Raw genomic sequence first — 6326 nt, forward strand, 5'->3', positions numbered from 1 at the left:
CAAACAGCAGACCATCCAAAACCGCCGCTTGAACCACCAGCGTCAAGCAGCATAGCCTGAACCCGATGAGCCCAAGCCATCTGCTACAAAATCAGCGCGGCGGTTCCAAATCATTCGACGACGGACAGTCGAGGGCCAAGGGTCGTCGAACTGCTCCCCCGCTTTCCAGGCCGCAATCTCGTCCGCCGTGCAAAAGCACCCTCGCAGGGCATCCGCGAACTCTTCCAGCCCGTCCCGGTCTCCGATCACGGTCATACGGCAGCGCCGGTCGCCGAAGTCGGGCGACATTCCCGCGATCCGGCGGAGCATCTCGTCGCGCTCTTCGGGCAAGAGGTTCAGGCTTTCGTCTTCCAGCGTTGCGACCTTCCAGTAGTTCATGATCTCCAGCCCGATACTGCCCGCAGTCTGGTTCCACAGCAGTTGCAGCCGGTCGCGGGTCGGTAACCAGAAAAAGCCCTTGCTGCGGTAGATGCCGGTGCCAAGGTAGTGGTTGTAGACTTGCCACAGCCGTTGCGGATGAAAGGGCCGCGGGTCCGAGATCACGATGCTGTCGATGCGATAGTCCTCGGCCCCCGCCATCGAACTGGTTCCATGCTCGCGGTCCCAGTCGGTCAGCTCCGCACCCAATTTGGCAATCCGTGCATGGTCATAAGGTGGCAGCGCAAGAACATCAGCCAGCCGAACATTGCCCCATTGCATGCCCATGATGTCAGCAAAGGGATTGATCGGATGGATGGCCTGCGCCACCGCCTGCAAGATTTCGGGTTTCACGCGGTCCATTTTCGACAGCAGGATGCGGCTCGCGAACATGACCTGCTCGGCCAGCAGGTTTTCGATCCCGCGTTTTCCTGCGGCGAGGTTGCGTGAGGCCTTGGGAAGGATGGTGCGACCGCAATCGTGATCCTGCGCGAGTGTCACGGTATCGACGACCGAGAGAAATCCGTGCAGCCGCAGGGCAGGGTGGGTTCGGATCGCCTCCAGCAAGGGCCAGGGATGGGTGCTGCCGGAAGTCTCGAGCAGGATATGAGACGCGCTGCCGCGGGTCACCTTGTCTACAGCCGCCGAGAAATGCGCGAGGCCCGCCGCACCACTGATGCTGCCAGCCGGAATAGACGCAAAGCGCGGATCCCGGCGTGAGATCACTTCGCTGGTGTCAAGAACAGCGCCATCAACATCCAACTCGCTCATCTCGTTGACGATGACGCCAATGCGGGTGTCCGGCAGTCCCCGGGCCTGGACCAGCAGGTTCTGCAGAAGCGTGGTCTTTCCGGCCCCGAGGAAGCCGTTGAGGATGGTCACCGGTATTTGCGGCGCTTGATTGTCCTGCATAGGCGTCAGTGGCTCATAGCGCCGGCAAGCCGGGATTGCGCCTCGCGGAACCATTGAAGGGTCCGGGCATGGTGGGCCGCGCCCCATCGCGCGATGAACTTTTCGGTGTGGAAGTCACGTCCATCTTCGAGTGCAACGATCCGTTGGGCGACGTAATCCGCCGTCAGCGGGATGCCGCATTTGACGGTGATGCAGTGCTCCCATTCATCATAATTTTGTGGAACGTAACTCATGCGGGCCTCAAGCAGGTGTTGAACAAAGGGCGGTCCTCAGCGGATCGTCGCGCCAAAGGGCGACCGAGGTGAGGCCAAGGGCGCCGAGGTGGTGCAAAAGCCCTTCACGGCCAAAATCAGCGGCCTCAATCGGCAGCTGCTGCGAGTTGCGCAGGCGAAGGGAGCATACGCCATCGCGCGTCTCCAGCAGGCCGTCGACACCCTCGGGAACTTCCGTCAAAGTACACTCGGAAAGGATCAGCTCCGGCTCTCCGGTCCGTGTGCGGTGCAGAAAACCGGACATGATCGCGCGGGCATCGGTCTCGCCCTCGCCGACGGACACCTCAATCCCGGCCTCGCGCAGCCGCTGGAAGCCGCCGCCGTTCACGCGTGGATCGGGATCCTGCATCGCGGCAACGACACGCGCCACGCCAGCCGCGATGATGGCGTCCGCGCAAGGCGGGGTCTTGCCCCAATGGCAACAGGGCTCCAGGGTCACGTAGAGGGTAGAACCGGCAGCGGATGCCCCGGCCCGATCCAGCGCCACGCGTTCAGTATGCGGGCGTCCGCCCGGTTGCGTATCGCCCTCGGCGATCACCACGCCATCCTTGACGATCACGCAGCCCACGGGCGGATTGGGCCAGACATGGCCACGCATCTGCCGCGCCAGCGCCAGCGCGCGGCCCATCCAGAGCGCGTCAGAGCTGGGTGGGGTTCAGGGCATCGCGGTAAACCTGAAGGGGATCGAAGACCTTCTCCGTCTCGGTGTAGGTCAGTTGCGGCGCATCGGTCGTGCCCAAAGGCACCGCCCGGTAGAAACAGGACCGATAGCCGACATGGCAACTCGCGCCGCCAGCCACCTTCACCCGCAGCCAAATCGCATCCTGATCATCGTCGACCCGCATTTCGACGATCTTCTGCACCAGGCCACTGGTCGCACCCTTGTGCCAGAGGCACCCGCGTGATCGGCTCCAGTAATGCGCCTCGCCTGTCCCTATGCTGCGGGTCAGGGCCTCGGCGTTCATCATCCCCATCATGAGCACTTCGCCGCTGGTGGCATCGGTGGTGACGACCGGGATCAGACCGTCCGGCCCGAACTTCGGAGCGAGGTCATGGCCTTCCTCGACCTGCTCGACAGAGATGCGGGGGGAGAAATTCAGCATTGCAGGCCTCGGTGATTCTGATTATTCGAGTAACGTAATAACATCACGTTTACGAGGATGCCATGCCAGCCAGCCAGCTCTCCGGCGATAAGCGCCTGCCCGTCACCGTTCTTTCCGGCTTTCTGGGCGCGGGTAAGACCACGCTTCTGAACCATATCCTGAACAACCGCGAGGGCCGCCGGGTGGCGGTCATCGTCAACGACATGTCCGAGGTGAACATCGACGCGGATCTTGTGCGCGATGGGGCGGAACTGTCACGCTCTGAAGAAAAGCTGGTCGAGATGACCAATGGTTGCATCTGCTGCACGCTACGCGACGACCTGCTGGTCGAGGTGCGGCGTTTGGCGGAAGAGGGCCGCTTCGACTACCTGCTGATCGAATCCACCGGCATCGCCGAGCCGCTGCCGGTCGCCGCCACCTTCGATTTCCGCGATGCCAATGGCGAAAGCCTATCGGATGTCTCGCGGCTCGACACGATGGTCACCGTGGTCGATGCGGTCAACCTGACGAAGGACTTTGCCAGCCATGACTTCATCGCGGATCGTGGCGAAAGTCTTGGCGAGCAGGATGAGCGCACGCTGGTCAATCTGCTCACTGACCAGATGGAATTTGCCGATGTCATCATCCTGAACAAGGTGACCGAGGCCGGACCGACCCGCCTTGATCAGGCCCGCAAGATCGTCCGTGCGCTGAACCCCGATGCGAAGCTGATCGAGACCGATTTTTCCCGTGTCGAGGCGGATGCGATTTTTGACACCGGCCTTTTCGATTTCGACAAGGCGCATGAGCACCCGCTCTGGGCCAAGGAACTCTATGGGTTCGAGAACCATGTGCCCGAGACCGAGGAATACGGGATCTCCTCCTTCGTCTATCGCGCCCGCCGTCCGTTCCATCCGCGCAAGGTCTATGACCTGCTGAATGGTGATCTGCCGGGGGTGATCCGGGCCAAGGGGCATTTCTGGATCGCCTCGCGTCCGAATTGGGCGGTTGAGTTCAGCCTCGCGGGCGCCATGTCCAGCGTGACGCCGCTTGGCGGTTGGTGGGCCTCGGTGCCGCGCGAGCGTTGGCCGACCCATCCCGATGCGCTGAGTGAAGTCGGTGAGGTCTGGGAAGAACCTTGGGGCGACCGCCGGCAGGAACTCGTCTTCATCGGGGCCGGTATGGACAAGGACGCGCTGACCGCCCGGCTAGACGCGGCTCTGGTTGATGCCTGGGACTTCACGCCTGAAGCGTGGTCGAAACTGCCCGATCCCTTCCCGCAATGGGGGCAGAAGCGGGTCGCTTAATCGGCCCGATCCCTCGCTGTTTTTCACCGACTGATCCGGAGGACACCCGATGAAGACCCGTGCCGCCATCGCCTGGGAAGCCAACCGCCCGCTGGAGATCGAGGAAATCGACCTTGAAGGCCCGAAAGCCGGTGAAGTGCTGATCCGCATCGTCACCACCAGCCTGTGCCACACCGATGTCTTCACCCTTTCGGGCAAGGATCCCGAAGGTCTGTTCCCCGCCGTTCTGGGGCATGAGGCGGTGGGCATCGTCGAGGAGATCGGGCCGGGCGTCACCTCGGTGAGCCCTGGCGATCACATCATCCCGCTCTACACCCCCGAAGATCCGAACTGCCCCTATATCAAATCCGGCAAGACCAACCTCTGCCAGACCATCCGCAAGACGCAAGGCCAGGGGCTGATGCCCGATGGCACCTCGCGCTTCTCTTACAAGGGGCGGATGATCCATCACTACATGGGCACCTCGACCTTCAGCGAATACACGGTGCTGCCGGAAATCGCCGTGGCGAAGATCTCGAAAGAGGCACCTCTGGCCAAGGCCAGCGTCATGGGCTGCGCCATCCCCACCGGCATCGGCGCCGTGCGCAACACGGCCAAGGTGGAGCCGGGATCGACGGTTGCGGTCTTCGGTCTTGGTGCGGTGGGCATGGCGGTGATTCAGGGCGCCAGGCTGATCGGTGCGGGGCGGATCATCGGCATCGACACCAACCCGTCGAAATTCCTGCTGGCGAAAAGCATGGGCGCGCATGAATGCATCAACCCCAAGGATTTCGACCAGCCGATCCATCAGGTCATCATCGACATGACCGATGGTGGGGTGGATTACAGTTTCGAGTGCATCGGCAACGTGGGTGTCATGCGTTCGGCGCTGGAATGCTGCCACAAGGGCTGGGGCGAATGCACCGTGATCGGCGTGGCGGGCGCAGGCGGGAGATCTCCACCCGGCCGTTCCAGCTGGTCACGGGCCGCGTTTGGCGTGGATCGGCCTTCGGCGGGGTGCTGGGGCGGTCGCAGCTGCCGGGTATGGTGGATGAATGGCTGCGCGGCGATTTCAGCGTCGATCCCTACATCACCCACAACATGCCGCATGACCATATCAACACTGCGTTCGATCTGCTGAAGGCAGGCGAGTCGATCCGTTCCGTCATTCATTTCCGCCCGGATGAGACGATGCGCACCAATTCGCTGCCCGGAAAGATCATCGGGCTGTGAGCTTCGCGCGGGTTCAGAACGTCGTCCCGTTTCCGGGGGCATCCAGGGCCCGCGCTATTTTACAGGCCCGCGACCCGGAAATCTTGCAGGAAATCGCCGCGCCGGGCATCGGGGCGGTAATCTGGCAGCGCAAGCCCCTGCCTGAGTTTCTGGACTGGATTGAGGCGCTGCCGGTCTCGTCCCTGCCGCAACTGCGGACATTGGTCTCTGTGGATGCGGTGGAAGCCTGCGTGCAGGCGGCCTGCGACAGGGCGGGAACGCCCCTGGGGCCGATGCGCGACATGCTCGCCAGCGACATCGCGGCGCTTGGCTTCATCACGTCTGAGGTCATGCGCGCCCCCTTACTACATTTGCGGCTCGATGTTGTCACCACCGATGCCTGCCGCAGGTTTCACATCGACAATATGACCGCCCGGATGCTTTGCACCTATCGCGGCGCTGGCACCCAGATCGCACAGCCTGGACAGGAACAGGCACCGCTGGATCTGACAGCCGGCGCGGCGGCAATCTTGCGCGGCACGCTTTGGCCAGGGCGCGAGAAGACCGGGCTGCTTCACCGATCACCTCCGATCTCTGGCACGGGACAGAGTCGGCTCCTGCTGGTGATTGATCCGGGTGCCGACTATCGACCGGGCGGGGCTGTTCACTGATGTCGCGTAACCTTGCCACATCGCTGAAACGACGCAGCCGCGGGCGGCCGTTTGATCTGTTTGACCGCCTGCCCCCCGAACTCAGGGCCTGGCTGGCCGGGGCAGCACTTCCATGGAGTCCGCGCTCGATATCGCGTATCTGGCCGAGACTGCTTCGGGAGGAGCGGGGCAATATCACAGCGGCCCTCGCCCGTCTGGATCTGGCCGAGCAGCGCATGCTCGCCAAGGATTGCCCTAAGATTTGGGGAGACTGCTATCCTTCCCCTGCGACACCGCCACGTTCTCCGGCAATCTCCCGGCGCGTTTTCGCCAGTGGGATGCGTGCCTGAGTTGTCCCTGACATCTCCTGGCAGTGTCGCAAAGTTTCTGGTTTCTTCGACGACCTTTGATATGCCATTGTTTTCGGGCAGTTGGGGAGAGGCTCGGGGCGTGATCGAGTTCAAGGGCGTGCATTATCCGAAGTCGGTGATCCTT

At 62.6% G+C, this 6326-nt stretch carries 7 protein-coding genes and 1 pseudogene; 4 read left to right on the forward strand and 4 right to left on the reverse strand.

Translation table 11 applies throughout. The features are described from left to right. Nucleotides 1-42 precede the first annotated feature (42 nt). Genes H0485_RS20715 through hisI form a run of 4 tightly spaced genes read right to left on the reverse strand, consistent with a single transcriptional unit; the run spans nucleotide 43 to nucleotide 2704 of the window. Nucleotides 43-1329: a CobW family GTP-binding protein gene (locus H0485_RS20715; protein ID WP_226937798.1), complete on the reverse strand. Its 1287-nt coding sequence runs from the start codon at nucleotides 1327-1329 to the stop codon at nucleotides 43-45. Nucleotides 1330-1334: 5 nt separating this feature from the next. Further along, nucleotides 1335-1562: a hypothetical protein gene (locus H0485_RS20720; RefSeq protein WP_226937799.1), complete on the reverse strand. Its 228-nt coding sequence runs from the start codon at nucleotides 1560-1562 to the stop codon at nucleotides 1335-1337. A gap of 7 nt (nucleotides 1563-1569) precedes the next feature. Further along, a complete protein-coding gene (gene ribD, locus H0485_RS20725) occupies nucleotides 1570-2229 on the reverse strand; it encodes a bifunctional diaminohydroxyphosphoribosylaminopyrimidine deaminase/5-amino-6-(5-phosphoribosylamino)uracil reductase RibD (protein WP_354002471.1) in 660 nt (219 codons plus the stop codon). Nucleotides 2230-2239: 10 nt separating this feature from the next. After that, nucleotides 2240-2704: a phosphoribosyl-AMP cyclohydrolase gene (gene hisI, locus H0485_RS20730; RefSeq protein ID WP_226937800.1), complete on the reverse strand. Its 465-nt coding sequence runs from the start codon at nucleotides 2702-2704 to the stop codon at nucleotides 2240-2242. A gap of 62 nt (nucleotides 2705-2766) precedes the next feature. Here hisI and zigA point away from each other — a divergent pair, with 62 nt between their 5' ends. The 4 genes and pseudogenes from zigA (at nucleotide 2767) to H0485_RS20750 (ending at nucleotide 6181) form a co-directional block, all read left to right on the forward strand. Continuing rightward, nucleotides 2767-3990 (forward strand): zinc metallochaperone GTPase ZigA, encoded by a 1224-nt coding sequence (zigA, locus tag H0485_RS20735; protein ID WP_226937801.1) that lies wholly within the window; start codon nucleotides 2767-2769, stop codon nucleotides 3988-3990. A 49-nt stretch (nucleotides 3991-4039) separates the two neighbouring features. After that, a pseudogene (locus H0485_RS20740) lies at nucleotides 4040-5202 on the forward strand (S-(hydroxymethyl)glutathione dehydrogenase/class III alcohol dehydrogenase). After that, the gene (locus H0485_RS20745) at nucleotides 5199-5852 is read left to right on the forward strand and encodes a DUF1826 domain-containing protein (RefSeq protein WP_226937802.1); all 654 of its coding nucleotides are present in this window, start codon (nucleotides 5199-5201) and stop codon (nucleotides 5850-5852) included. The pseudogene H0485_RS20740 and the gene H0485_RS20745 overlap by 4 nt, the downstream one beginning before the upstream one ends. Beyond that, nucleotides 5852-6181, forward strand: coding sequence for a DUF6525 family protein (locus H0485_RS20750; RefSeq protein ID WP_226937803.1), 330 nt, complete (start codon nucleotides 5852-5854; stop codon nucleotides 6179-6181). Before H0485_RS20745 ends, H0485_RS20750 begins: the two co-directional genes overlap by 1 nt. The last annotated feature ends 145 nt before the right edge of the window (nucleotides 6182-6326 follow it).

This window comes from Pseudogemmobacter faecipullorum, assembly GCF_020539525.1.
Taxonomy (GTDB): domain Bacteria; phylum Pseudomonadota; class Alphaproteobacteria; order Rhodobacterales; family Rhodobacteraceae; genus Pseudogemmobacter; species Pseudogemmobacter faecipullorum.

Excerpts from the sequence above, each read along its gene's own strand:
- H0485_RS20715 (WP_226937798.1), bottom strand. The coding sequence starts at position 1,329 with ATGCAGGACAATCAAGCGCCGCAAATACCGGTGACCATCCTCAACGGC.
- H0485_RS20720 (WP_226937799.1), bottom strand. The coding sequence starts at position 1,562 with ATGAGTTACGTTCCACAAAATTATGATGAATGGGAGCACTGCATCACC.
- ribD (WP_354002471.1), bottom strand. The coding sequence starts at position 2,229 with ATGGGCCGCGCGCTGGCGCTGGCGCGGCAGATGCGTGGCCATGTCTGG.
- hisI (WP_226937800.1), bottom strand. The coding sequence starts at position 2,704 with ATGCTGAATTTCTCCCCCCGCATCTCTGTCGAGCAGGTCGAGGAAGGC.
- zigA (WP_226937801.1), top strand. The coding sequence starts at position 2,767 with ATGCCAGCCAGCCAGCTCTCCGGCGATAAGCGCCTGCCCGTCACCGTT.
- H0485_RS20750 (WP_226937803.1), top strand. The coding sequence starts at position 5,852 with ATGTCGCGTAACCTTGCCACATCGCTGAAACGACGCAGCCGCGGGCGG.